The 23,260-nt window shown below is 60.7% G+C and carries 24 protein-coding genes; 12 read left to right on the top strand and 12 right to left on the bottom strand.

Annotated features, from left to right (window positions below; translation table 11 throughout):
• The first annotated feature begins 239 nt into the window (after positions 1-239).
• Together LJD17_RS22145 and LJD17_RS22140 are read left to right on the top strand one after the other, a co-directional pair.
• Positions 240-506: a type II toxin-antitoxin system Phd/YefM family antitoxin gene (locus tag LJD17_RS22145; protein ID WP_227386376.1), complete on the top strand. Its 267-nt coding sequence runs from the start codon at positions 240-242 to the stop codon at positions 504-506.
• Positions 503-895: a type II toxin-antitoxin system VapC family toxin gene (locus LJD17_RS22140; protein ID WP_227386375.1), complete on the top strand. Its 393-nt coding sequence runs from the start codon at positions 503-505 to the stop codon at positions 893-895. The genes LJD17_RS22145 and LJD17_RS22140 overlap by 4 nt, the downstream gene beginning before the upstream one ends.
• Positions 896-1,743: 848 nt before the next feature.
• Here the strand turns inward: LJD17_RS22140 and LJD17_RS22135 are convergent.
• From LJD17_RS22135 to LJD17_RS22095, 9 genes are all read right to left on the bottom strand, one after another.
• Complete coding sequence (locus LJD17_RS22135; RefSeq protein ID WP_227386374.1) at positions 1,744-2,442, bottom strand: IS6 family transposase; 699 nt, start codon at positions 2,440-2,442, stop codon at positions 1,744-1,746.
• Between the two features lie 121 nt (positions 2,443-2,563).
• Entirely contained in the window at positions 2,564-3,637 is a 1,074-nt protein-coding gene (locus LJD17_RS22130) for an ABC transporter ATP-binding protein (RefSeq protein WP_227386373.1), read from the bottom strand.
• A 24-nt stretch (positions 3,638-3,661) separates the two neighbouring features.
• On the bottom strand, positions 3,662-4,459 hold the full coding sequence (locus tag LJD17_RS22125; protein WP_227386372.1) for an ABC transporter permease: 798 nt from the start codon (positions 4,457-4,459) through the stop codon (positions 3,662-3,664).
• Positions 4,456-5,304, bottom strand: a complete 849-nt coding sequence (locus LJD17_RS22120; RefSeq protein ID WP_227386371.1) for an ABC transporter permease — start codon at positions 5,302-5,304, stop codon at positions 4,456-4,458. Before LJD17_RS22120 ends, LJD17_RS22125 begins: the two co-directional genes overlap by 4 nt.
• Before the next feature lie 24 nt (positions 5,305-5,328).
• Positions 5,329-6,399: an ABC transporter substrate-binding protein gene (locus tag LJD17_RS22115; protein ID WP_227386370.1), complete on the bottom strand. Its 1,071-nt coding sequence runs from the start codon at positions 6,397-6,399 to the stop codon at positions 5,329-5,331.
• A gap of 54 nt (positions 6,400-6,453) precedes the next feature.
• The gene (locus LJD17_RS22110) at positions 6,454-7,419 is read right to left on the bottom strand and encodes a membrane dipeptidase (protein ID WP_319799722.1); all 966 of its coding nucleotides are present in this window, start codon (positions 7,417-7,419) and stop codon (positions 6,454-6,456) included.
• 13 nt (positions 7,420-7,432) lie between these two features.
• Entirely contained in the window at positions 7,433-8,161 is a 729-nt protein-coding gene (locus tag LJD17_RS22105; RefSeq protein ID WP_227386368.1) for a hypothetical protein, read from the bottom strand.
• Positions 8,158-9,834, bottom strand: coding sequence for a hypothetical protein (locus tag LJD17_RS22100; RefSeq protein WP_319799721.1), 1,677 nt, complete (start codon positions 9,832-9,834; stop codon positions 8,158-8,160). The genes LJD17_RS22105 and LJD17_RS22100 overlap by 4 nt, the downstream gene beginning before the upstream one ends.
• Before the next feature lie 50 nt (positions 9,835-9,884).
• Positions 9,885-10,607, bottom strand: a complete 723-nt coding sequence (locus tag LJD17_RS22095; protein WP_227386366.1) for an IclR family transcriptional regulator — start codon at positions 10,605-10,607, stop codon at positions 9,885-9,887.
• Between the two features lie 766 nt (positions 10,608-11,373).
• Here LJD17_RS22095 and LJD17_RS22090 point away from each other — a divergent pair.
• The 9 genes from LJD17_RS22090 (at position 11,374) to ccoS (ending at position 18,624) form a co-directional block, all read left to right on the top strand.
• On the top strand, positions 11,374-11,559 hold the full coding sequence (locus tag LJD17_RS22090) for a DUF4158 domain-containing protein (protein ID WP_227386365.1): 186 nt from the start codon (positions 11,374-11,376) through the stop codon (positions 11,557-11,559).
• A gap of 78 nt (positions 11,560-11,637) precedes the next feature.
• Entirely contained in the window at positions 11,638-13,293 is a 1,656-nt protein-coding gene (ccoN, locus tag LJD17_RS22085; RefSeq protein ID WP_227386364.1) for a cytochrome-c oxidase, cbb3-type subunit I, read from the top strand.
• Positions 13,294-13,297: 4 nt separating this feature from the next.
• Positions 13,298-14,050, top strand: a complete 753-nt coding sequence (ccoO, locus tag LJD17_RS22080) for a cytochrome-c oxidase, cbb3-type subunit II (protein ID WP_227386363.1) — start codon at positions 13,298-13,300, stop codon at positions 14,048-14,050.
• Positions 14,051-14,072: 22 nt separating this feature from the next.
• Positions 14,073-14,243: a cbb3-type cytochrome c oxidase subunit 3 gene (locus LJD17_RS22075; protein ID WP_227386362.1), complete on the top strand. Its 171-nt coding sequence runs from the start codon at positions 14,073-14,075 to the stop codon at positions 14,241-14,243.
• The gene (gene ccoP, locus LJD17_RS22070) at positions 14,234-15,115 is read left to right on the top strand and encodes a cytochrome-c oxidase, cbb3-type subunit III (RefSeq protein WP_227386361.1); all 882 of its coding nucleotides are present in this window, start codon (positions 14,234-14,236) and stop codon (positions 15,113-15,115) included. Before LJD17_RS22075 ends, ccoP begins: the two co-directional genes overlap by 10 nt.
• A complete protein-coding gene (locus LJD17_RS22065) occupies positions 15,112-15,312 on the top strand; it encodes a hypothetical protein (protein WP_227386360.1) in 201 nt (66 codons plus the stop codon). Before ccoP ends, LJD17_RS22065 begins: the two co-directional genes overlap by 4 nt.
• Before the next feature lie 37 nt (positions 15,313-15,349).
• Positions 15,350-16,156: a DUF2189 domain-containing protein gene (locus tag LJD17_RS22060; RefSeq protein WP_227386359.1), complete on the top strand. Its 807-nt coding sequence runs from the start codon at positions 15,350-15,352 to the stop codon at positions 16,154-16,156.
• 37 nt (positions 16,157-16,193) lie between these two features.
• On the top strand, positions 16,194-18,425 hold the full coding sequence (locus tag LJD17_RS22055) for a heavy metal translocating P-type ATPase (RefSeq protein WP_227386358.1): 2,232 nt from the start codon (positions 16,194-16,196) through the stop codon (positions 18,423-18,425).
• Positions 18,426-18,450: 25 nt separating this feature from the next.
• Positions 18,451-18,624, top strand: a complete 174-nt coding sequence (ccoS, locus tag LJD17_RS22050) for a cbb3-type cytochrome oxidase assembly protein CcoS (protein ID WP_227386357.1) — start codon at positions 18,451-18,453, stop codon at positions 18,622-18,624.
• A 54-nt stretch (positions 18,625-18,678) separates the two neighbouring features.
• Here the strand turns inward: ccoS and LJD17_RS24155 are convergent, their stop codons facing one another.
• A complete protein-coding gene (locus LJD17_RS24155; RefSeq protein WP_264478545.1) occupies positions 18,679-18,810 on the bottom strand; it encodes a hypothetical protein in 132 nt (43 codons plus the stop codon).
• Between the two features lie 493 nt (positions 18,811-19,303).
• Here LJD17_RS24155 and LJD17_RS22045 point away from each other — a divergent pair, with 493 nt between their 5' ends.
• A complete protein-coding gene (locus LJD17_RS22045; protein WP_227386356.1) occupies positions 19,304-21,289 on the top strand; it encodes a Tn3 family transposase in 1,986 nt (661 codons plus the stop codon).
• A gap of 150 nt (positions 21,290-21,439) precedes the next feature.
• On the opposite strand, the gene LJD17_RS22040 is transcribed toward LJD17_RS22045, so the two are convergent.
• Together LJD17_RS22040 and LJD17_RS22035 are read right to left on the bottom strand one after the other, a co-directional pair.
• On the bottom strand, positions 21,440-21,676 hold the full coding sequence (locus LJD17_RS22040; protein ID WP_227386355.1) for a hypothetical protein: 237 nt from the start codon (positions 21,674-21,676) through the stop codon (positions 21,440-21,442).
• 358 nt (positions 21,677-22,034) lie between these two features.
• Positions 22,035-23,171, bottom strand: coding sequence for an RHE_PE00001 family protein (locus LJD17_RS22035; protein WP_227386354.1), 1,137 nt, complete (start codon positions 23,169-23,171; stop codon positions 22,035-22,037).
• Positions 23,172-23,260 lie beyond the last annotated feature (89 nt).

Raw genomic sequence — 23,260 nt, 5'->3', positions numbered from 1 at the left:
GATCAGCGTCGTTCGCGAAGGGCGGGTAGGAGTCATCGTCTTCTGGATCCGGCTTACCCATTGGGCGCTTGAGTTCCCCCTCCCCTCGTCCGGGGCCAATCCCTCGTAGAGCGGCAAGTCCATCGATTGAGGCTTTCATTGTCCCCTGATCCGCTCAGTCAACGATGCACCGTACAAGCTCGAGCCACTTGCTAATCGCAGAGATCTTGTGTACACATATGAGTACACAGGAGCGAGCCATGCTTCGTCCGAACAACGATAAGCAGATCCGGGTAGGCGTCCGCGAACTGCGCGCCAACCTCAGCGGACTGCTCCGTCAGGCTCGTCATGGGGCGTCGGTTCTTGTCATGTCCCGCAATGAGGTGATTGCCGAGATCCGACCGCCGTCAGGTCAGGAGCGGGCCCGCCGGATTCCGGGCATGCTGAAAGGCAAGATCCGCATGGCCGATGATTTTGACATTCTGCCCGACGATGTGCTGTCCGCCATGGAAGGCGCGCACGAGTGAGGATCCTTCTCGACACCCACGCCCTTCTCTGGTGGTTGCAGGGCGACCCGCGGATCGGACAGGCTGCCATGGATGCCATCACCGACCCGGCCAACGACATCCTGATCAGCGTCGCTTCCTTATGGGAGATTGTCGTCAAGGTCCGGGTCGGCAAGCTTGAGGCCGATATTGCAGAGATCAGTGAGGCGATCGACGCACAGGGTTTCGACACCCTCGATATCCGCCCTTACCACCTGGCGGCCCTCGCCGACCTGCCAATGCACCATCGTGATCCGTTCGACCATCTGTTGATCGCCCAAGCGATCTGCGAAAACCTCACCTTTCTGTCGCATGACCAGCACGTTCCGGCCTACCCGGTGGTCTATTTGCCCTGCGCCGCTTCCCGATGAGCCTTTACCTCACGTTCTTCGCCGTGCCCCGGCTTCGCATCTCCTGAGGAACGGACGCACCCCACGACAGTAGGCCAAACCCGCCACTCTGGGGTTTTTTGTTGTGCCCGCTGTTTGATGACCCAACCATCAGTTAAACCTGGAGGAGAATGTCTCTGTGGACGCAACCATTGCCCAACTACCGACATCCCCCCTTCAAGACCTAGACCGTCATCTATGGCTTCGACGACTTCGTGCGCGAAGCCGCTCGGAAGTCAGCATCTGAGGCGGTTCACTGCATCGCGCTCAACGAAACGTCCAAAGAGGCCGCTGTTCACACGGTCCTCGGCAATGCCGCCGAGATTTACAACCTTGATTGAGACCTGCGAGGACGGGGACGGCTTCGACGGTATCTAGATCGTTGGGGTTTTCGCAGGTGAACCGCTCAGCCGATGACGTTGCCAACCGCTCTACCCCCAAAACCCGCTACGGCGGGTTTTTCGTTGTGCTGGTCATCAAACCCGAACCGTCCGATTCCGAACGTCGTGGTCCGATCATCCTCACGAACCAATGATCCGAGAAACCCAAAAAAGACATGTCGAATGTCTTACACTTATGCCCTCAATGTCATCTGTGAGCGCACTGTGGGAGACCGCTCGCTGTTCGCCGGTGTCGGTCACAAACTCACCTCGACGCAAGGAACGGCCCAGACGATCTTGGAGGCCCTGGGCTTTGCCGACGCCTTCACATTCGTCCGCGACGGCGGCGCTGGAAAAGAATTCTGGTCATTGCCGAAACTGGCATTGACGCTTGGAGGCACTGTTGCAACAACTTGGACCAAGCAGAACGAACCCGATTCAACGGGCCGCTCAGGCAGCAAGACCAAAAAGCTTATTGACGAGACAGATTTCGCCTGTCGCTCGACGTTTCCGCTGGATGCAGTGGCCGCGGCGGATCATGCCCATGATTTCAAAACCTGTCAGGGTCCTGGCGGCGGTTTTCATTGTTTGGAAGCCGCGAGTCGGACGGATCACGCGCTTGAGCGCGCCATGGTCAGCTTCAATGATGTTATTCATATATTTCGAGGTGCGGTGTTCTACATCTTTCGGCAGCAGCCCTTCGTCCTGAAAGCGCAGGATTGCCTTGGAATATGAAGCCAGTTTGTCGGTCGTGATGGATGAGGGAGGATAGTCTCTCACCGCCCGCAGAGCTTTACGCAGGAAGCGATAGGCCGCTCCAGCATTACGCCGATCGGAGAGCATGGAGGCAATCAGCCGACCGTGTTTATCGACCGCTCGAAACAAGTACCGCCACTGTCCGCCAACCCGTACATAGGTCTCATCCACCCGCCATGAACCTGAACGATGTCCCTGGTATTGGCGCACCCGCCTCTCGATCTCCGGCGCGTAGCGCTGAACCCAGCGGAAGATCGTGGATGGGTTCACATTGGTGCCCCGCTCTTGCATCATCTCGGCCAGATCGCGATAGCTGATGCCGTATTTGCAGTACCACCGCACGCACAGCAGGATGATCTCAACTAGGAAGCGACGGCGCTTGAACAGATCCAACAGAGCGGCCCCTCGACGAACCGCCCCTCCCTATACCGCCAAGGTTAACGCAACAGTACCGAAGAAAGGGCTTATGCCCCTTGCACGATAAGGTAGCCGCCTATCCGCAATTTGCTCTGCGTCAGCGTTCGGCCATAACGTGGATACTATCTTGGTCCCATTCGGCAACACAGGGCATCCCCTCCCGCAGCGATTTCCCGTCTAGGCTAGGAACTCGGATCCGAAGGCTCCGCTCCCCTGCCCTTCCAATCACTAGGAGGTTGTCGCCATAATTGACGATCGACTCGACCGTAACATCGCAGGCGTTTGTGCTTGGATTTTGGCTCTTTCCAGGGCGCAGACGGATCATCTCGGGGCGGATGAGAAGATTGACCCTGTCGCCGCGTTTGGAATGTCCAGGATTAACCGTGAACTCTCCGAAGCCAGGCACTCGTACGGTTCGGTCGTCCTTGGCGAATTCGGCATCAATCAGGTTGCTGTCTCCGACAAAGGAAGCGGCAAACCTTGTCCTGGGCCTAAAATAAACCTCCAGCGGAGTACCTACCTGCTCAATTTTGCCAGAGTTGAAGACTGCAATTCGGTCCGACATCGTCATAGCTTCGGTCTGGTCATGCGTGACATAGATCATCGTCACACCCACCTCACGATGGATCCGCTTGAGCTCGATTTGCATGTGCTCTCGAAGGTTTTTGTCCAACGCACCGAGTGGCTCGTCCAGGAGGATCAGATCGGGTTGAAAGACCAGGGCGCGGGCGAGCGCCACACGCTGCTGCTGGCCGCCGGACAACTCACCAGGGTAACGATCACCGAAGCCGCCTAACCCAACTCTCGCCAGGGCCTCCAATGATTTTACCTGCCTCTCCTTCTTGGCCTCACCTCGCATCTTGAGCGGAAATGCTACATTGTTGGCCACGCTCATGTGAGGAAATAGAGCATAGTTTTGGAACACGACGCCGATGTTGCGCTCGTAGGGTGGGACATGCCCGATCGCCCTCCCATCGACGTTGATCGAGCCTCCCGAGGGCTCTTGGAAGCCAGCGATCATCATTAACGTCGTCGTCTTTCCAGATCCCGACGGACCGAGGAATGTGATGAACTCTCCAGGAGCGACGTCGAGCGAGACATCGTCTACGGCCCGCTGGAGTGCACCGTAGTGCTTCACGAGGTTTCTTAGGGAAAGGGAGCGAGCAGGCATGATATCGGAGCCTCTGGTCGGTATTCAGGAAGCAAGTGGAGAGTTCCGCCGGTCCAGAGTACGGCGAACAGACCGTACCGCGGCTGGGACCAGAACGCCGGCGAGAGCTGCCGCAAACAGCAAGGATGAGGCTACCGAGATCACCGGATCGGCTTCCATCCTAAAGCTATTGAACATCTGACGCGGGAGGGTCGCGACGTCACGTCCGGAGATAAAGAGCGAGACCACAGTCTCGTCGAATGAATGGACGAAGGCAAACAACCCGGCGATGACGAAGGCCGGCGCGAGGATTGGCATCGTGACCAGTCGGAAGACCGTCAGAGGGCGGGCACCGAGGCTCATTGCGGCGCGTTCCAGCGACAGATCAAACCCTTTGAGCGCCGCCGTGATGATCAGCATTGCAACAGGGATCGAGAAACACGTATGAGCGAGAACGACGCCGAGATAGCTCTGAAGGAGACGCAGTTCTCCAAAATAGACATAGTATCCGAGAGCCATCACGATATGAGGCACAATGAGCGGGGTCATCAGGAGAAGGTTAAAGGCGCTCCGACCCGGGAACCGATGGCGAACGAGAGCGAATGAGGCAGGAACCGCAACCGCCATGGTCAGGACGGCCGTCGCAATCCCAATGATGATGCTATTGACCAGCGGTCCGGTCCAGTTGGGGTCCGCAAAGAACTTCGCGTAGAATCCCACCCAAAGACCAGGTGGCGGGAATTGAAGCGATGGTGCGGTGCTGAATGACATCGGCACCACAACCAGGAGGGGCGCCGCCAGAAATATGGTAATCGCGATTGCGCCGAGGCGGACCAGAGTCATATCCGGCCTCCCCAAAGACGGTCCATGCCGAAATAGCGGCTATAGACACTGAAGAGACCAAGGGAGGCGGCAAGGAGGACAAGTGACATCGCTGCGGCCCCGCCGAAATCGAGAATTTGCTCCATTCGATCGCCGATGAGACCAGCGATCGTCTGTTCGCGAGGGCTACCCAGGAGAACAGGCATTACGTAGAACCCAAGGCAGGTGATGAACACGAGTGTGATCCCATTGATGATGCCGGGCGCACTCAATGGAAGATAGATGTGCCAAAAGACGCGCCATGGCCTTGCACCCAGGCTGCCTGCGGCGTCCATGAGCTTTGGGTCGATCCGCTTCATCACCGCGAAAAGCGCCATCGTCATGAACGGGATGAGCCCGTGTGTCATTCCGAGGGTTGCCGCAAAGCTCGTAAAGAGGAGACGAGGTGGCGGAGAGTGGCCGAAGAGCGCAACGAGCGCAGGAATCGGGCCCTGTACTCCGAGGATCACCATCCACGCATAGGTCCGGACGAGATAACTGGTCCAGAAACTGAGCGCGACAATCATGAGGATCGTCTTTCCTAACGTTCCTTTCGATGTCGCAGCCACATAAGCCAGCGGATACGCGAGCAACAGGCTTAGACCGGTCACGACCGCGGCCATCCAAAACGTATTGCCGAGGGTCATCAGGAACAACCGCGAGTTAAACAACTCGCGATAGTTCGCTATTCCCCATGAAGGATCACTGAAGCTTAGGACGGTAACATACCCAAGAGGAACTAAGAAAAAGGCTAACAGAAACAGGCCTGCCGGCAGTCCCAACAAGATAGGCCCAGTTTTAATCCTCGGTTTCCTGGACATCGTCATTCGCTTCCCGGGCAGTCTCTACCGTTAACTTGAGATCCAGCGGTCGAAGCGCTGGTTGAGTTCATCCAATTGCGGAGCGATCTTCTCTGGATCGAGGATGATTGCCTGCTTGAAATTCTCCGGATAGGTCGGCATCAACTTCGCTTGTTCGGGGGAAATGAAGTCAAACGCCTTTGGGTTGAGCGGGCCATTCTTATCCCGCAAGCAGAATTCTGCCAGCCGTTCCGCCTTGACGGCCGATTGAATGAAGCGCCAAGCGTTTTCGGCTCGCGGCGTCCCCTTAGCCACGACCCAGAACGCCTGATCCAGAAGCGCTTGGTTCCAGACAATTTCGACAGGCACATTTGCTTCAACCAGTTTCCCGGCCTGTCCGGTCCACATTCCGATCATTTCGACTTCCCCGTCTCGAACCAGCTGGGCCGATTGGGGGCCTTGAGTCCACAGGACCCGAAGATGAGGCTTGAGCCTGTCCAAGGCCGCGAACCCTCGGTCAAGGTCGTACGGGAAAAGTTGCTCCGGTGCGACTCCGTCAGCAAGGAGGGCGAAGGCAAGGGTCCGGGCAGCGTAGCGTTGGAGCGACCGGGAGCCGTTGAACTTTTGAACATCCCAGAAGTCCCGCCAGTTTTGCGGTCCACCATTCGGGAAATGATCCTTTCGGTACACGATGGCATTGGAGAAGGCATGAGACTTCACGCCATTCATAATCACTGCGCCATCCCAAAGAGCCGAACGATCGATAGCGCTGCCTTCGATGGGTTCAATGATCTTCGCAGCGTGAGCCCGACCAAGCTCGGCCACACCGAGAGTCGTGACATCAAATTCGTAAACCCCGGTGCGTGCCTGTGCCGCTAGCTTTGCAAACGATACCGGGGAGACGGTTTTGATCTCAATGCCGGTTTCCTTTGTGAATGGCTTGAACCAAACGTCACGCGCAACTTCGTCCCACAGGCCACCCCATGTGTTGACGTACAGGACCTTCTCGGTGGCCTCTGCGCGCTTGATGAAGGGTATGGCCAGAAGCGCGCCTGCTCCGGCTGTCAGCACGGTTCTGCGAGAGATCCCGTCAATTCTGTTGGCTGTCTTGCCGATCTTCACTGGTATCCTCCCTGGTTATTGTTTGAAATTCGTCGCCACTGAGCGTGATCGGCGTCAGCCGAATACCGAGCTGTAGACGCGCATCCAATTCCCTGACGTGATTTTTTGAACTTCTTCAGCGTGAAAGCCGACTGCTGCAAGTCCGTCGTGAAGGACGCCGAGTTCACCTGGGGAGGAAAGCCACTGTGGCTTTGCTACCTTGCCAGGTCGGGCCTCTGAGCCAGCACCGTATTGGACCCTGCGGGTCCAGCGACCTTTCCGCATCCAGTCGAGGTCAGCTTGTGTGGTATTGTGACCTTCATCGGTTCCGATGGCGACGTGGTCTATCCCCGCGATATCGACCGTGCGGGCAACCATCTCACACCACCCCTTGACTGAGGCGCATGCCTCCTCGGGAGTGATGTTGCGGTAGGTTGCACAGCCGATAACTCCGCCGTTATCCTTCAGAGCTCTCAGAACGGCGTCACTTTTGTTGCGCTTATGGGGAAAGATGCTCGCGGCATTTGCGTGAGTGATCGCCACTGGTCGTTCCGAGAAACGGATGACATCAAGAGTAGTCCGGTCTCCCACGTGGGAGAGGTCGATAAGAATGCCAGTCCGATTCATTTCGCGAACAACTTCTCGCCCAAACCGAGCAAGGCCGCTATCGTTCTCCTCGTAACAGCTTCCACCGAGCTCGTTTTGATTGTTGTAGGTTAGCTGGACCACCCGAACGCCGAGGTCGGCGAACAACTCCACAAAGGCGATCCGATCCTCAAAGAGGTTGGTGTTTTGAAACCCGAGTAGGACAGCAACCCGTCCAGTCTCGTGGGCTCTCTGAATATCCGCGACATTTTTCGCGATTAGTATGAGGTCCGACGACGAGCGCTCGAGCTCACGCCACTGGGTAATAGCGTCCAAAGACTCGATGGCGCCTTCCCAGAAGCCAAGCGTTGGGGTCACGCAGGTGAACCCGCCCTTTTTTAGATCAATGAAAACATCACGGGTGAAGTGTCCGCATTGGAGGCCGTCTATGAGCATTTCGTTTGTCCACCTACTGGTCGAGTGAAGCATCTTGGACTGACCCTTTCAGCTGCCTCGCGAGCAGAGAAAGGTCTGTGTCATCTTCGTCCTGACGGCCAATGACCCGGCCATCAGCCTCGACAATGATGGCGCCGGCGTGCCTTCGCGATTCAAACGAATCGGGCGCTAGTGCCTCGCTCGATAGCCGGAACAGGTCCCACCAAGTCGCCGCCGGCACCACTAGTCCTTCTCGACGGACCGGATCGAGGGGATCTCGGGAGAGCCCTATTGGCATCGGTCGTACGGAAACTCTGGCAACTTCACGAACGCTGTCCCACGAGACCTCTGCCGTGAAACCCTGCGCCTGCAGAAAAGGCTCAACGACGCGAACCTCGCCGGGTGCAACCATGCCCGATATGCTTATCTCACCAGTCCCGCCACAGCGGACATCATCCACCAATAGGTCTGATAGAAGCGGCGCGATGACCCATGCATGTTGCCCTGCACAGTCGAGCCGCATGGGCTGAGCATCGTGGTCCAGCGTTACCTGCCACTGTTCCGAGGCTCGGAGCAGTTGAATGTTCTTACGGAGGCTGGCGAAGCCTCCGAGGCCCAGCATCGCCGAGTAAAGAGCGCTGTCTCGCGTCGACGCAACTTGGCCAAGGTCAAGCTTCGCAACATGCATGAGCCGTTCCAAGACCATCCGGCACTCCCGGAGGCTCACACGAAGATTGTGATCGGATCCGAATTCGCTGCTCATATTGCTGGCTCCGCAGGGTAAAACCATTGCGTGTCCCCGTCACCGTTAGCGAGATCGTGTGCGGTCGGAGCGCCGTGGAAGAGAACTCCGCGTAGGTTCCGATTTAGGAAGTCGCGTGCCTTATCGATCCCATGGATCCCGACGTTAAGGAGCCGCGTGATATGTGCGGGCACAAAGTCCTCACTCATAATATCGGAGTGGACGGAGTGGTACGGGAGGCCCGCCAGCGCTTGGACCCTGGTCACAATTGCGCGGTGTGATGGATTTGCGAGGAGGAATCGCGCGACGCTCATCGCAGGATCTGCCGTACTGAGATCAGCGTCCAGCCGCACGATCAGGCGTGGCAAGTCGAGCCCGAGGTTGACAACGTCGCCGACTTCCTCCCTTGGCCCCCGTCGCGGCTCCTCGGCTGTCTGTGATTTGTACCAGACGTACCGCTGAGAACGTTCCGACACCAAATCCAGGTTGAAGGCCCAAGCGTAATCATTCCGGACGATGTCGCGCAGGCGCCGGACGGTCATTTCGGGACGAAGTGTTGGCTCTTCATCCACGATCAAGGTTTGAACTAGTCTATCGGCGACCTCCGGGACGAGTTCGATGAGCAGGGAGTGAAGCGTTTCAAGGGCTTCATCATGGATCCGTCCCTGCAGCGTCTCACAAAGCTCAGCAAACGGCAGGGCGGTGACCGCTTCGCGCCTTGCGTAGCGCGAGCGCAACTCTTCCGCCTCACGCAACGCGATCTCCAGATTATCTGCAACGATGTCGCTCTTGGTAAAGGCTTCGTAGACCACGCGGTCCTCTCGGCGGAACCGAATCGCCTTCCGAAGTAAGGCGATCAGGTCGTTAACCTCGTTGCCGTCGGGTTGCGGCACGAGCATTTTCGCGTGTGCGAGAGCCTCCTCCCTGATGAAGATCCAACGATCTATCAGCCGGGGATGGTTATTGACAAAGAGCATGAGACCAAGGGCGGAGCCGTTGCCGACGCCGAGGTACCGAGCAAGCTCCGGAGCCATCGAAACAGCCTGGGGGGAACGAAGGCGCGCCAGATGATTCAGAAGGTCCTCCGCAAAGACCCGCATCATGTAAGCAGATAACATCTGCGCGGACAGTGACCACCGGAGTGGGTGGTCAGCCTCAAGCGTCAGGAATGTGCGCGTTCCGAACGTTCCGTTGCCATCAAGACCTGTGTTTCGCATGAGATAGCAGGTCTTGCCCAACGGGGCGACATCTGGCTGACGCCCTGAGGCCAATGCGTCCAGCGCGAAATCGAAGAACCGTGCACTCCGGTTTGAACGGCACCAGGTGAGGGTACCAGGTGTCGCGCGGCCCTCGTAGAGTTTCGGGAGTTCTCGACGGGTCGTCTCGAGATCCTCAGAAGTGATTTCGCCTTCGATTAATGCCCCCATCATGTCCCAGGCTCGTCCGATGATCCGACCGGTGCGCCCTTCAGGTGACGGTTCGAACGAGTAGACCGGAAATGAGAAACGATAGTTTCCGGTATCGACTATATACAGCGCGGTTCCGCGGGCACGGTCGTCGATTTCGAAGCGTGTGCACTCGATCTTCCAGCGCTCCCGGACGGCTTGATTCATTAAAGCCCGAGAAGCACTAACCCGTGATGGCTGGATGGCCGCCAATCGATCGGGTGTCATGAGTTCTGATGCGGGGCGCATCAGCTTGCGGAGAAGGTGGTTCTCCCGCACGTCAAAGTTCAAGGCTACGTTCACTCGTTGGCTCCACGGATGCGGGCTGTGGCTTTAGAAGCGGCTTGCGTGACAATTTTGGAACTCAGATCCATGTCGAACCCGTTTGTCGGCCCAGAGATGGAAAGGGCAGCGATGCACTCGCCATGTACACCAAACACTGGCGCTGCAACGGCGGTTACTGTTCGTGGTCCGAGCGGTCCGGAAACCGCAAAGCCACGCTCACGGACCTCGGAAAGCACTGCTGGTTCTCCGAGTTCAATACCAGCGCACTCGAGGCGGTTGATGGTGTCGGACGAGGCGTGAGCGACAAGGACGCGTCCTGTCGCCGAGTCGGACAGGGGGAGACGGGTCCCAATCCGCAGATCGGCGCGCAGGAGGCCGCGTGACTCAACCCGGTTGATGATGACCGACTCAGTTCCTTCAAGAACGGCCAGGGAAGCGGTCTCGCCGCTTTCGGCCACTACCTCGTGCAGGACATCGAGCAGGCGTGTTCCGATGCCTGCCTGCTCCATCGCAATGGTCGCGTGATGGACGACCTTCAAGGTCAAGCGGTATCGCCCGTCATCTGACTGCTCGATCCATCCGGCTTCCACGAGGGTCACGAGCCTTTGGAGGGTCGTTGCGCGCGCCTCTCCAAGCATGCGAGCGACATCGGCCAACCGCAGCGGCTCGGTGGAGGAGGCAATGATGTCCAGGGCTGCGAAGGCCTTCAGGACTGAGGAAAGCGGACGGACGCTCACAGAAGTTGTCTTCTAAAAGAATACAGAGTATTCTATTCTTGCACGGATCAGATGACTGTCAACGGCAAAATTGCCGGCCCAGGTATCGTGCGCCGGCTCGGCACGTGCGGCGCCATAACCTAAGCTGAACCGAACTCTGTTTTATCTGGCTACCGCGAAATATTGGCGAGGCTGTTTTTTGTCGTTTCGCGACCGGCGGGATTTAGATCTCCGCATAAACGAGAGCGCTGTGCCCTCCTCTTGGCCGATCAGGTCACAGATACAAGCCGATTTAGGATCGTTCTGTTCGCGGTTGGAAAGTGCCTCAGATCCTGTCTGCATGAAACTCGGCGATGGGGCCACCGAACCTTGCCACGCAATGCCAGACTCGCTTGAGAGACTGGGGAGCAGCCCTATTATCGTAGGGCCAAGCCGATCTCGCGGGGTGTCACTGAGCCATCCACTGCGATGGAGGTAGGTAGCTCCGCAACCTTCGGCCCGCGATACGCCGCGCAGTCCTCAATCTGACTGGGGTGGGAACAAGAACTGTTCCCAACACACGCTAAGCTAGAACGGACCAGGAACTCCCTTTCTGTCCCTTTGCAGCCTCCTCGCCCCCTCCCCTTCTGACGAAGCAAGATCGCGCAGTTCGCCCGCGCCGTCACGGTAACGCTATTCAGAACGTAACGTGTGGACAGATCGGGAGGCTGCTGTACCGAGCAGCAACATCCCGCACCTTTGCTCCGAACCGTCAAAGCCGTGGGGCAACAAGTGCAGGAGATAAGTGATGATACGGCGGAAGCTTCTGAGCCCGGAGGAGCGTCAGGCGCTGCTCGGCATTCCAGACGATGAAGCAAGCCTGATCCGGCACTACACTCTGTCGGCATCCTTGCTGCCGAGGCTTGGTCGTACCCTGTGCTCGACCATCGAAGCTTGGCAGTCGGTTGACGTCCAGCCGACGTCCGCCAGTTAATAGGGTGCCACCAGCTCATTCGGGGTAGCCTGCACTGGTGGAGCCGTCGGTATGTCTGAGGTCTACGGAGAGAGTGGCATGGTCCAACAGCTAACCACCGGCGAACGCCAGAACGCCCTGGTTATCATTGTGTGCGTCTTCGTCGTCGGCATCGCAATGGCGGCAGCCGGCGGCTCCGATCCGCTCGGCGTGCACGGCGTGATTGTCCTCCTCTTCGGCGCCGGCCTTGCCGCCCTCGTCATGCGCTCGTACTACGAGCCCGAGCCGACCCAGGATCGTCCCTCGCACTACTATGACGACCCGACCAAGGTCGGCATCGCCCTGACGCTTGCCTGGGCCATCTTCGGCATGTTCATGGGCGTCTGGACGGCCGCCCAGCTGGCGTGGCCGGACCTCGCGTTCGACGCCCCCTGGTCGACCTTCGGGCGCCTGCGCCCGACCCACACGACGGGCGTGATCTTTGGCTTCGGGGGCAACGCCCTGATCGCCACCTCCTTCCACGTTGTGCAGCGCACCTCCCGCGCCCGCCTTGCAGGCCAGGTCAGCCCGTGGTTCGTGCTGCTCGGCTTCAACCTGTTCTGCGTCCTGGCCGTCACCGGCTACTTCATGGGAGTGACCCAGTCGAAGGAATACGCGGAAGCCGAATGGTACGCCGACCTGTGGCTGGTGGTCGTCTGGGTAACCTACTTCGTCCTCTTCCTGCGCACCATCGCCCGGCGCAAGGAGCCGCACATTTACGTCGCCAACTGGTACTACATGGCGTTCATCGTCGTGGTGGCTATCCTCCACATCGTCAACAACCTCGCTATCCCGGTCTCGTTCGGCCAGGCCAAGAGCTACACGATCTGGGCCGGCGTGCAGGACTCCATGGTGCAGTGGTGGTATGGCCACAACGCCGTGGCCTTCTTCCTGACTGCCGGCTTCCTGGCGATGCTCTACTACTACCTGCCGGTCCGGGCGCAGCGTCCGATCTTCTCCTACCGGCTCTCGATTCTCAGCTTCTGGGGCATCACGTTCTTCTACATGTGGGCCGGCTCCCACCACCTGCACTACACGGCGCTGCCGCACTGGGTGCAGAACCTCGGCATGACGTTCTCGGTCATGCTGCTCGTGCCGTCCTGGGCTTCGGCCGGCAACGCGCTGCTCACCCTCAACGGCGCCTGGCAGAAGGTCAGGGACGACGCGACCCTGCGCTTCATCTTCGTGGCGGTGATCTTCTACGGGCTGTCGACCTTCGAGGGCTCGTTCCTGGCCATCCGGCCGGTCAACGCGCTGTCCCACTATACCGACTGGACCGTCGGCCATGTTCACGCCGGAGCGCTTGGCTGGGTCGCGTTCATTACCTTCGGGTCGATCTACACCCTGGTGCCCTCGCTCTGGAAGCGCGAGCGGATGTATTCGCCAGTGCTGGTGGAAGTCCACTTCTGGCTCGCCGTCGCAGGAACCCTCATCTACGTGTTCGCCATGTGGAACTCGGGCATCCTCCAGGGACTGATGTGGCGCACCTACACGCAGGAGGGAACCCTCGCCTATTCCTTCCTCGACTCGCTTGTCGCTATGTACCCTTACTACATCGCACGCGCCTTTGGCGGCCTGCTGTTCCTGCTCGGCGCCATCGTCGCCGCCTTCAACATCTGGATGACGGTGCGCGCCGTGCCCGCCACCGTGGATAGACGGACGGACGTGCCCGAAACGGGACTGGCGCCCGGCGCCGCAGCGACCCCAGCGGAGTGACATCATGGCCGAACTGTTTCACCGTAAACTGGAGCGCACTGCTATCGGCTTCGTCGTCGCTATCATCGCGGCCGCCAGCGTCGGCGGCATCGTTGAGATCGCGCCGCTCTTCACCATCCACACAACCGTCGAGGACGCGCCGGACATGCGCCTCTACACTCCGCTGGAGCTCGCCGGGCGCAACATCTATGTCCGCGAGGGCTGCTACGCCTGCCACAGCCAGATGATCCGCACTCTGCGTGACGAGGTCGAGCGCTACGGCCCGTATTCGCTGGCGGTGGAGTCCAAGTACGACCACCCGATGCTGTGGGGCTCGAAGCGCACCGGCCCGGACCTCGCCCGCATAGGCGGCAAGTACTCCGACTTCTGGCACGTTGCGCACCTGACCAATCCACGCAGCGTGGTGCCGGAGTCGAACATGCCAGCCTACAGTTGGCTCGCCCGCACTGCCCTGGAGACGGAGGACCTCGGGCGGCATCTGCGGGCGCAGCGGGCGCTGGGCGTGCCTTACACGGACGAGATGATCGCCAACGCCGCCGGCGACGCCTTCGGGCAGGCCGCCCCGGACAGTCCGTTCGCGGCTGGGGTGACCCAGCGCTATGGCGAGAAGACCCAGGTCAGCGGCTTCGACGGCGTCGTCACTCAGCTCACCGAGATGGACGCGCTGGTCGCCTATCTTCAGGTACTCGGGCGGCTGACCGATGCGGCCTATTCCAACACCGCCGCGCCGGAACAGGCGCCCAATCCCACTAATTGACGAAGGAAAAGGAGGTCAGTTCATGGACATCGACCACGACACCCTCGTCGGCTTCGCCAAGAGCTGGGGCCTGTTTTATTTTATCGGCTTCAGCGTCTGCGTCGTCATTTACGCCTTCTGGCCAGGCAACCGGAGGAAGTTCGACGACGCCAAGCGGAACATTCTGGGTGAGGACGACCGGCCATGGCAGTAGAGGAACGCGATCCCGTCAGCGGCCGCCCGACGACGGGACACGAATGGAATGGCATCAAGGAACTTGACACGCCGGTGCCGCGCGGCGTGCTGATGTTCATCATCGTCACGCATGTGTGGGCGCTGCTCTGGTGGATCCTGATGCCGACCTGGCCGATGGTCACCACCTACACCAAGGGCATTCTGGGGATCGACCAGCGCCAGGCCGTGCAGCAGGATCTGGTCGCCGCACAGGCCGAGCGCGCGGCCTGGATGAAAGCCATCGAGACGGACACCTACGAGCAGATCCAGTCCAACGTGGACCTGATGAGGGTCGTCCGCTCGACGGGGCGCCAGCTGTTCGGCGACAACTGCGCCGCCTGCCATGGGTCCGACGGCAGGGGCCGCGCCAACTATCCCGACCTGACGGATGACGACTGGCTCTGGGGCGGTGAGGTGGACAAGATCGCCGAGACCATGCGCCTGGGCATCAACTCGCGCCATCAGAACACCCGGGTTGCGCAGATGCCGGCCTTCGGGCGCGACGCGATGCTCGACCGCACTCAGGTGGCGAACGTCGCGACCTACGTGCAATCTCTGTCCAATCCGGCCGTGTCGACGCCACAGAACGGCCCCCAGATCCATGCCGGACGGGAAACCTTTCTCACCACCTGCGCCGCCTGCCACGGCGAGGATGGCAAGGGCAACCGGGAGGTTGGTGCCCCAAACCTGACCGATCAGTTCTGGCTTTACGGCGGCGACCTGCAGACCATCATCAACACGATCCACGGCGGGCGGCAGGGCCACATGCCGACCTGGGATGAGCGCCTGACCCCGGCGGAGATCAAGATCCTGGCGCTATACGTCAACTCGCTGAGGGACGCGAAGCGATGACGGCCGGTCCCGTGGCAAAGCGGGCCAAGTGGCCCTTGCTGGCCTGGTTCCTGGCGGCCGCTGTGCTGCTCGTCGTGGTGGCCGCCAACGCGCATCTTGTCTACGTCGCGGTGGCCTCCCAACCCGACTGCGTCGCCCACCTGAAGGAGGCGGGCACCCAGGCGGGCACATACCGGGCGGCGAAGCCCGCCTGCTGAGAGAAAGATCAAGCGTGCACGACTCCGGGGAAGGCAAATGAGCGAAGCGGACGAGTCCTACGGCCTGTTGAGCGAGACCTCCAGCATCGACGAAACGCGCAACCCGGCGCGGCAGCGCCACCTGCCGGCGCAGGCGGCACTCGACTGGCTGCGGGGGGGCTGGCGCGACCTGCTCGTCCAGCCGGGTCTCAGTCTCGCCTATGGCGTTGCCGTCTTCGTGATCACCGCGCTCCTCGCCTGGGCGCTAATCGCCTCGGGCCGAGACTACATCCTGTTCCCCGCCATCGCCGGCTACATGATCGTCGCGCCCGTGCTGGCCATCGGCCTCTACGAGAAGAGCCGTGCCCTGGAGGCCGGCGAGCACCCGACGCTGCGCACCATGCTGCTTGTGCGGCCCCTGGCCGGAGCGCAGATCTTCTACACCGGGCTGCTGCTCTGCCTGCTGATGCTGCTCTGGAACCGGGCTGCGGTCCTGGTGTACGCCCTGTTCTTCGGCGTTCGAGCCTTTCCCGGACTTGATGGGGTCGTTGCCATGCTCCTCACGACGCCGGTCGGCTGGGCGATGCTCATTGTCGGCACGCTCATTGGCGGGCTGTTCGCTGCATTCGGGTTCGCGATCAGCGTGTTCTCGATCCCGATGCTGCTCGACCAGCGCACGGACGCCCTGACGGCCATGGGCACGAGCATGGCTATGGTCTGGAACAACCTCACCCCGATGATCGCCTGGGGCGCCGTTGTGCTCGCGCTGTTCGCGGCCAGTGCCGTGACGGGTTTCCTCGGCTTCATCGTTATCTTCCCGCTGTTGGGTCATGCCACCTGGCATGCCTACCGGGCGATGCGCTGATGTGCCGGCGGAACGTTAGGCCTTGGGGAGGATAGCAATGACCTGTTGCGCGCCTGTCGACGTGCAGGCGGCACTCGGGGAACCGATGCTGCCCGGCACCCTGCGGGACGAGATTCGGCTGGCCAGCCGCGACCTCGGCGACGGCACCCGTCAGAGCGACCTGTCGGTGCCTGGGGTCAAATGCGCCGCCTGCATCGCCGCAGTGGAGCGGACGCTCGCAAAGCTGCCGGGCGTTCAGTCCGCCCGGGTCAACCTATCGACGAAGCGCGTTGCGGTCCGCTGGAACACCGGCGATGGCGGGCCGCCCGACCTGATCGGTGCCCTGCGCGGGATTGGCTACGAGGCACACCTGTTCGCGTCCGAGCAGGCTGCGAAAGACCCCGAACTGGCGCGCCTCATCCGGGCGCTGGCGGTGGCGGGCTTCTGCGCGATGAACATCATGCTTATGTCCGTGTCGGTTTGGGCGGGGGCCGACGCCGGCACGCGCCAAGCCTTCCATCTCATCTCGGCCCTCCTTGCTCTCCCGGCACTCCTCTACTCTGGCCGGATCTTCTATGCCTCGGCCTGGTCGGCGCTGCGCCATGGCCGCACCAACATGGACGTGCCGATCTCCATCGGCGTGTCGCTCGCCTTCGCCCTCAGCCTCTACGACACGCTCCACAACGAGCCGCATGCGTACTTCGACGCGGCGACCTCGTTGCTGTTCTTCCTGCTCATCGGCCGCACGCTCGACCATATGATGCGCGAGCGGGCGCGCTCCGCCGTCGCGGGCCTGGCGCGGCTTGCCCCAGCAGGCGCCACAATCATCCGGGGCGGGAAGCCGTTCTACGTCCCAGTGTCGGAGATCGAACCCGGTGCGGCGGTGCTCATCGCCGCGGGCGAGCGGATCCCCGTCGACGGCGTGGTCGCCCAGGGCACGTCCGAGCTCGACTGCTCCCTCGTTTCTGGTGAGTCCGCGCCCCGGAAGGCTGCTCCGGGCGAAGCAGTCCAGGCGGGGGTAATGAACCTCACCGGGCCGCTGACGGTCCGGGCCGCCGCGCGGGCCGAAGACTCGTTCCTGGCGGAAATGGTCCGCATGATGGAGGCAGCCGAGGGCGGGCGGGCCCGCTACCGGCGGCTGGCCGACCGCGCCGCGGCGCTGTACTCGCCCGTCGTCCACACGCTGGCCCTGCTCTCCTTCATGGGCTGGCTGTTCGTCACCGGGGATTGGCATGTGTCCGTCACCATTGCCATCGCCGTGCTGATCATCACCTGCCCGTGCGCCCTGGGGTTGGCGGTGCCCATCGTGCAGGTCGTCGCCGCACGCCGCCTGTTCGAGAGCGGGATCATGGTCAAGGACGGCTCCGCCCTGGAGCGTCTGGCTGAGATCGACGGCGTGGCCTTCGACAAGACCGGCACCCTGACGCTGGGCCGACCTACCCTGGTCAACGCGGGCGAAGTCTCGCCGGCGGCGCTGCGGATCGCCCGGGGGATGGCCATGGGCTCGCGCCATCCAGCGGCACGGGCGATTGCCGAAGCCGCCGCCCAGCATGTGGGCGACGTTCCCGCATTCGACGGGATTGAGGAAACTGCCGGTCTGGGACTCGAAGCCAGACTAGGCGGTGCCACGTACCGGCTCGGCCGGCCGGACTGGGCGGCAGGGCAAGGGGCTTGGGACGACGCCTCCGCAACTGCCTCGATCTCGATCCTGACGCGAGAGGGGGAACCGCTGGCGACCTTTGTGCTGGAGGACCGCATCCGCCGCGAGGCGCAGGAGACGGTGAGCAACCTGGTGCGCCAAAGGCTGGCTGTGGAAATTCTGTCCGGCGACCGTGAGGCCGTGGTCAGGGACCTGGCGTCCAGGCTTGGTATCCGTGACTTAGCGGCGGGTCTTCTCCCGGCGGAAAAGGTGGCACGGGTCGCGGCGCATGAGGCCGCGGGCCGGAAAGTTCTGATGATCGGGGACGGGCTGAACGACGCGCCCGCCCTGTCGGCCGCCCACGTGTCGATGGCCCCCGCCACCGCGGCCGATATCGGCCGCAACGCCGCGGACTTCGTGTTCCTGAACGAAAGCATGTCCGCCGTTGGCGACGCCCTTGTAATCTCACGCCAGTCCCGGCGGTTGATCTTCCAGAACTTTGCCTTGGCGATCGGCTACAATGCCCTGGCGGTGCCTGTGGCCGTACTGGGCTATGTGACGCCTCTTGTCGCGGCGGTCGCGATGTCGGTGTCCTCGATCCTCGTCGTCGCCAATGCCATGAGGCTGTCAGCGACGCACCAAGCTGCGTGAAGCCAAGGACCGGAAGGACAATCAAATGGGTTCCATGTGGTGGTTGATCCTCATCGCCTTGGGCATGGGACTGGTCGGCTTGGCCGCCTTCCTGTGGTCCCTCCGCAACGGCCAATACGACGATCTGGATGGAGCGGCGGAACGGGTCCTTCTCGAAGAGGATCCGAGCGACGAAGGTCAGGCCCGTCCGGAACGGTGATGCTCGTCATATCTCGGGGCCCGTTCGGCACCGGGGCGCGGCGCGCAGCCTCTGTCAGACTAGGTCGCGGATCACAGCCACCAGCGTCATGCCGAGTGCCGCGAGACTTGGCACCAGCACCGCGGCGCCCGAAGCCAACGCGAGGATCGACACCCAATCGAACGGCTTGTCAACGAAGCGAGGCAAGATCCGCTTCTCCTTTCCCAATGACACCGAAACGACATGCAGACCGCTTCCGTTCCATCACTCGCTGTGAGCCGTCGGAAGCCTCCGGCTGGAGGGTAGCGGAATGTATAAAAACCATCGGGGCGTCGCCGTCTTACCGGGATAGGCACAAGAACTGCAGTTCTTGTGCCTATCCCGGTAAATGTAATCCTTCCTGGTACTGGGGCCAAGCTTTAGCGGATGAAGGATGAACGGCCGATAACTTGGGGTTGGAACAAGAACTGCTTCCAAACACACGCTAAGCTAGAACGGACCAGGAACCCCCTCTGTCCGGGCTACGCGCCCCCTCCCCTTCTGACGAACCAAGATCAGGCAGTTCCTTTGCACCATCACGGTAACGCTATCCAGAACGTTACGTGTGGACAGAACAAGCGGCGGCTGTATCGAGCAGAAAGATCCCGCACCTGTGCTCCAGGCCACGGAAGCGGTGGGCAGCAAGCGCGGGAGATGAGAGATGACACGTCGGAAGCTTCTGAGCCTTGAGGAGCGTCAGGCGCTGCCTGGCATTCCAGACGACGAGGCCAGCCTGATCCGGCACTACACTCTGTTGCCGCAGGATCGGCTCCAGGCTGAGGTCCGGCATCGGTCTCACAATCAGCTCGGATATGCGGTCCAACTCTGCCTCATGCGCAATCCGGGTCGGATCCTCGGGGTCGACGAGAGCCCACCCGCCGCCATGGTGGCCTATGTGGCCGAACAGCTGGAGGTCGACTCCAATGCCTTTGCCCTCCACTCGCGCAGCTATCACACCCGCTTCGATCACAGTCGCCGCCTGACGCAGTATCTGGGCGTCCGGACTGCGACACGCGAGGATCGGCGTGCGGCTCTGATGGCTGCCATCGATGCAGCCATGGCAACAGATCAGGGACTGCGCTTTGGCGACATCTGGGTGGAAGGCAGCCGCTCCTTCCGACCGATGGACGAACAGCTGATGCCGAAGCCGGCCTTCGCGGCTTTGAAAGCAGCCGATGAACTCGGTCTCGGCGTTCAGGGTGATGCCGTGGCATATCTCAGCGAGGCGCGTCAGGCCCTCGACTTCAATTTGAAGCGGCTCGCCTACCGTGCCCGCAATGGCAAGGTCGAAGCTGTCCGGCTCGAGGCCGGACAGCTCGTCGTCACTCCGCTCTCCGGCGATGTGCCGGCCGCGGCCGAGGAGCTGAAATGGGAACTCGGCGACATATACCCGCTGATCGAGGTACCCGATCTCCTGACGGAGGTGCATGCCTGGACCGGGTTTGCCGATCGCTTCACCCACATCCGTACCCAGGAACCGCCTGACAACATTCCCGCCATGTTGGCTGGCGTTCTGGCCGACGCCACCAATCTCGGAGCAAAGCGGATGGCTGCAGCTTCGAAAGGCATCAGCACGCGGGAGATTGCCTGGAAGCGGATCTTCCATACGCGACCTGAGACCTACAAGCTGGCGCAAGCCTGCATCACCGACAGGCACGCCCAACACCCCCATGCCCTGCTCTGGGGCGACGGCTCCACGGCATCGTCAGATGGGCAGTTCTTCCAGGCCAGCGATCGCGCAGGCCCGCGCAGCGATATCAATTTGCACGACGGAAGTGAACCAGGGCCAAAGTTCTACAGCCATCTCTCCGACCAGTACGGCTACTTTAGCATCCTGCCGATCAGTGCCACCGAGAGTGAGGCTCCGTACGTGCTGGATGGCCCGTTTGATCACGAGACAGAACTTGAAATCCAGGAGCACTTCACCGACACGGGCGGCGCAAGCGACCATGTCTTTGGTCTCTTCGCGCTGACAGGCCGGCGGTTTGCTCCACGCCTTCGTAATCTCAAGGACCGGAAGCTCCACACCGTCGAGAAACCAGCGACGTATCCCGCACTCCAAAAGCATATTGGCGTTCCGATCAACACCAGCCTGATCATGGAGTATTGGGATGACCTGCTGCATCTGGCAGCCTCGATCCAGACGCAAACGGTCGCACCTTCGACGATCCTGAAGCGGCTAGCCACCTCCCGCAATCCCAGCCAGCTCGCATGGGCTCTGCGTGAGCCTGGGCGCCTCGAGCGCACCCTGTTCATGATCGAGTGGTATTCTGACCCGGCACTCCAGCGCCGCTGTCAGGCGGGTCTGAACAAGGGTGAGGCAGCTCACAAGCTGAAACGGGCCGGATTCTTCCATGAGCGCGGCGAGATCCGGGACCGTTCATTCGAAAGCCAGGCGTTCAGGGCCTCCGGGCTGAACCTGGTGGTCAGCGCGATCATCCATTGGAACACGGTCTATCTCGGACGCGCCGTGGATCATCTTCGGCGGCAGGGGCGCGTCATTCGGCCTGAGGTGTTCAAACACGTGTCGCCGCTGAGCTGGAAGTACATCAATCTCACCGGCACCTATGCCTCGGGCGAGCAGCCTGTGCTCGTGGACGGCTTTCGTCCCCTGCGACTGCCGCAGCCCTTGGCACGAGCCGCATGATCCGACCGGGCGAAAACGGAGGTTCTTTGTTCGCTCTAGCTTAGCGTGTGTTTGAAAGCAGTTCTTGTTCCAACCCCAAAAGACGCATCCTCGACTGACGGCCCAACGCATCAGGCCGTCAGGTCTTATGATCCGCATGCGGCGGTAGTTTTATAACCCTTGGTCGATGTTTCGTTGGAGTTGCCCCGGATCCACCCTGTCGTCGGGGTGGATATGTTCCTCAATCGTCGCCGGATTCACGACGTCAGACGGCCCGAAGCCCCACATCTTGTACATGCCGATGGAGCACAGAAACTCTCCGTTCTGCAGGTCCCAATGCCATGTGCCGACCAACCCGAGCTCGTGAAGCGGGCTGCTAAGGTCGTACGTGAATTCACGGACGGTCATAAATTCATCTCCTCACGTGAATTAAAATTATTCTCGGTCCGCGCAGCTATCCGATTCCAACCACATGGGAATCTCCACGAGAGCCACAAATCCGGCTGTGCGGCTCTGCAGAATAGCAAACGACTTTAGGAGCGAGTGATTTGTGTATTTCACAGCGCCCTTGTCCAAGAGTTGGAGCGATTCATGGGTCATAATGCTATATAGATACCGTTATTTTCAGGATCGACAATATGAATTAAGTCAGCTTTGCCGATTGTCGATATGCATTGCGGATTGCCGAAATTCGCGAGGTCGGAGCAAATTCGATATAATTAGAGAATTAAAGAAATCGAAAATGCGATCCGCTCAACCTGGGTGCTCACACGATCCCCCATGCCCGGTATCGTCGGCGACCGGTTAGTTCACGCGGCAATGCTCCTCCGAGCTGACGCATCATATCATCGATCGCTTTTGGCGTTACATTGAGAAGCTTGGCGCCCAAGGCGACGGTCACGAGCGGACGAGACAGAAATATGTTCACGAAGTCTGGGAGCTTCGAATTGCTTCTTCGGTCACGAGTTGCTCGACCCATGGCCTCACGGGCTAGGATCAAGCGCTCGAGGTCCTTCTGTGATTGCCTCAGCGCTTCGGAAACGATCGCCCCAAACCCTTCCACCTTTTGAGCCGGAGTCTCGCGGCCGGTTGGCCGGTATTTCGAGGCCTTATATCCTGAAGCGAGGGGAAGCAGCCGGCTGGTAACCCCGCGCGCCCGTAAAATCGACGCCGCCATGATCAGTCCAAGCCACGGCTGCCGTTCATAAAGCCCAAGACTGGTCCATAGGTCCCAGCCAATCGCCGCGGTCGCGAGCGCTGGCCATGAGCCCATCCTTTTGAGGGCATCGAGCCAAAGATCCTCCTTCTCGGCCTGGTCTTCCTCGGGGTCATAGATCAATGAGGACCTGGATTTGGGAATCGGTGTTTCACCGGCCAGGACCTTGTCGGTACGCGCTAGAAGTTTATCGATGTCCGCCAGGTGTGCGGCCAAGGGATCATCATCATCGTAGAGCTCGGACGCCTCGTCGGGCCGCGGTGCCGATCTGGAGAGTTTAGCCATCTCCCCTCCCCCAATGGCGATGCCCCTCAGAGCCGATATCCCGTCGATCGACAGCGGCCAGGGCGCCGGCCGAACTAAGGCCGTACGGCGTGCCCTGAGGGCAGCTGCAGCCCGAGTGATCTCGTGGGTTGGACTGCGAACGTCCATCGCCGCATCGTGGAGCACAAGATCCCCGATATCGACTAGTTGTCCGTCGAGTAACAGTGCCCTGACCGCATCATTCATGTCGCACCGGGACTGCCAGCCGTCGGCAAGGCCGGAAGCGGCAAGCTTGGCGTCAAAGTGGCAGATGTCCAGGAGCAGGCGCTCCATCGGGCCAGCAATCGAGCCCCAGGGCAAGTCTGGGAGTTCGACTGGGAGAGGCGCCCTATCGGATTGGTCCTCAAGGATGGAAAAGTTCATGAGCCGTGCTTAACCAGATTCGCAGCTTTTAGCCAGAGATACGATAGCTTATTACGATCGCGTGCTGCGCCGAAGCACAGCATCTCCTT

The organism is Microvirga rosea (genome assembly GCF_020595095.1).
In the GTDB taxonomy this organism is placed as follows: Bacteria; Pseudomonadota; Alphaproteobacteria; order Rhizobiales; family Beijerinckiaceae; genus Microvirga; species Microvirga rosea.
The sequence above is the reverse complement of the archived record's forward strand: the minus strand, read 5'-3'. Positions and strand labels throughout refer to the sequence as shown.

Excerpts from the sequence above, each read along its gene's own strand:
- LJD17_RS22145 (WP_227386376.1), top strand. The coding sequence starts at position 240 with ATGCTTCGTCCGAACAACGATAAGCAGATCCGGGTAGGCGTCCGCGAA.
- LJD17_RS22130 (WP_227386373.1), bottom strand. The coding sequence starts at position 3,637 with ATGCCTGCTCGCTCCCTTTCCCTAAGAAACCTCGTGAAGCACTACGGT.
- LJD17_RS22125 (WP_227386372.1), bottom strand. The coding sequence starts at position 4,459 with ATGACTCTGGTCCGCCTCGGCGCAATCGCGATTACCATATTTCTGGCG.
- LJD17_RS22120 (WP_227386371.1), bottom strand. The coding sequence starts at position 5,304 with ATGACGATGTCCAGGAAACCGAGGATTAAAACTGGGCCTATCTTGTTG.
- LJD17_RS22110 (WP_319799722.1), bottom strand. The coding sequence starts at position 7,419 with ATGCTCATAGACGGCCTCCAATGCGGACACTTCACCCGTGATGTTTTC.
- LJD17_RS22105 (WP_227386368.1), bottom strand. The coding sequence starts at position 8,161 with ATGAGCAGCGAATTCGGATCCGATCACAATCTTCGTGTGAGCCTCCGG.
- LJD17_RS22100 (WP_319799721.1), bottom strand. The coding sequence starts at position 9,834 with ATGCGCCCCGCATCAGAACTCATGACACCCGATCGATTGGCGGCCATC.
- LJD17_RS22090 (WP_227386365.1), top strand. The coding sequence starts at position 11,374 with ATGATACGGCGGAAGCTTCTGAGCCCGGAGGAGCGTCAGGCGCTGCTC.
- ccoN (WP_227386364.1), top strand. The coding sequence starts at position 11,638 with ATGGTCCAACAGCTAACCACCGGCGAACGCCAGAACGCCCTGGTTATC.
- ccoO (WP_227386363.1), top strand. The coding sequence starts at position 13,298 with ATGGCCGAACTGTTTCACCGTAAACTGGAGCGCACTGCTATCGGCTTC.
- LJD17_RS22075 (WP_227386362.1), top strand. The coding sequence starts at position 14,073 with ATGGACATCGACCACGACACCCTCGTCGGCTTCGCCAAGAGCTGGGGC.
- ccoP (WP_227386361.1), top strand. The coding sequence starts at position 14,234 with ATGGCAGTAGAGGAACGCGATCCCGTCAGCGGCCGCCCGACGACGGGA.
- LJD17_RS22065 (WP_227386360.1), top strand. The coding sequence starts at position 15,112 with ATGACGGCCGGTCCCGTGGCAAAGCGGGCCAAGTGGCCCTTGCTGGCC.
- LJD17_RS22060 (WP_227386359.1), top strand. The coding sequence starts at position 15,350 with ATGAGCGAAGCGGACGAGTCCTACGGCCTGTTGAGCGAGACCTCCAGC.
- LJD17_RS22055 (WP_227386358.1), top strand. The coding sequence starts at position 16,194 with ATGACCTGTTGCGCGCCTGTCGACGTGCAGGCGGCACTCGGGGAACCG.
- ccoS (WP_227386357.1), top strand. The coding sequence starts at position 18,451 with ATGGGTTCCATGTGGTGGTTGATCCTCATCGCCTTGGGCATGGGACTG.
- LJD17_RS22045 (WP_227386356.1), top strand. The coding sequence starts at position 19,304 with ATGACACGTCGGAAGCTTCTGAGCCTTGAGGAGCGTCAGGCGCTGCCT.
- LJD17_RS22040 (WP_227386355.1), bottom strand. The coding sequence starts at position 21,676 with ATGACCGTCCGTGAATTCACGTACGACCTTAGCAGCCCGCTTCACGAG.
- LJD17_RS22035 (WP_227386354.1), bottom strand. The coding sequence starts at position 23,171 with ATGAACTTTTCCATCCTTGAGGACCAATCCGATAGGGCGCCTCTCCCA.